Genomic DNA, 374 nt, shown 5'->3' with positions numbered 1-374 from the left:
CTATTTTCTTATCTCAATATGTCAATGAACTTTTATTTGCTGTACTTACAGCAAATCAGTGGAGAATAACGGAGTCGAACCGTTGACCTCCTGCGTGCAAGGCAGGCGCTCTAGCCAGCTGAGCTAATCCCCCAATATTTTTAAAATTCCAAAATTTTTAATTTCCAAATTCCAAAAAATAAGGATCTCAACCTCTAGAATTTCCTTTTTTAAGTTAAATAGTAGTCCCGGGCAGACTCGAACTGCCGACCCCTACATTATCAGTGTAGTACTCTAACCAGCTGAGCTACGAGACTCTGTTTTACTTAAAATTTATTATTTGAACTAACAGCAAGAGTAATTGAATTTTGTGATTCAGTTCCTTTAGATTAACA

Annotated in this window: 2 tRNA genes; both read right to left on the bottom strand. The window is 36.6% G+C overall.

Features of this window, described 5'->3' with window-relative positions:
• Positions 1 to 59: 59 nt before the first annotated feature.
• A tRNA-Ala gene (locus IRZ83_RS19440) sits at positions 60 to 133 on the bottom strand.
• An 89-nt stretch (positions 134 to 222) separates the two neighbouring features.
• Positions 223 to 296, bottom strand: a tRNA-Ile gene (locus IRZ83_RS19435).
• Positions 297 to 374 lie beyond the last annotated feature (78 nt).

This window comes from Flavobacterium sp. JLP, from assembly GCF_015350755.1.
Taxonomy (GTDB): domain Bacteria; phylum Bacteroidota; class Bacteroidia; order Flavobacteriales; family Flavobacteriaceae; genus Flavobacterium.
The sequence above is the reverse complement of the archived record's forward strand: the minus strand, read 5'-3'. Positions and strand labels throughout refer to the sequence as shown.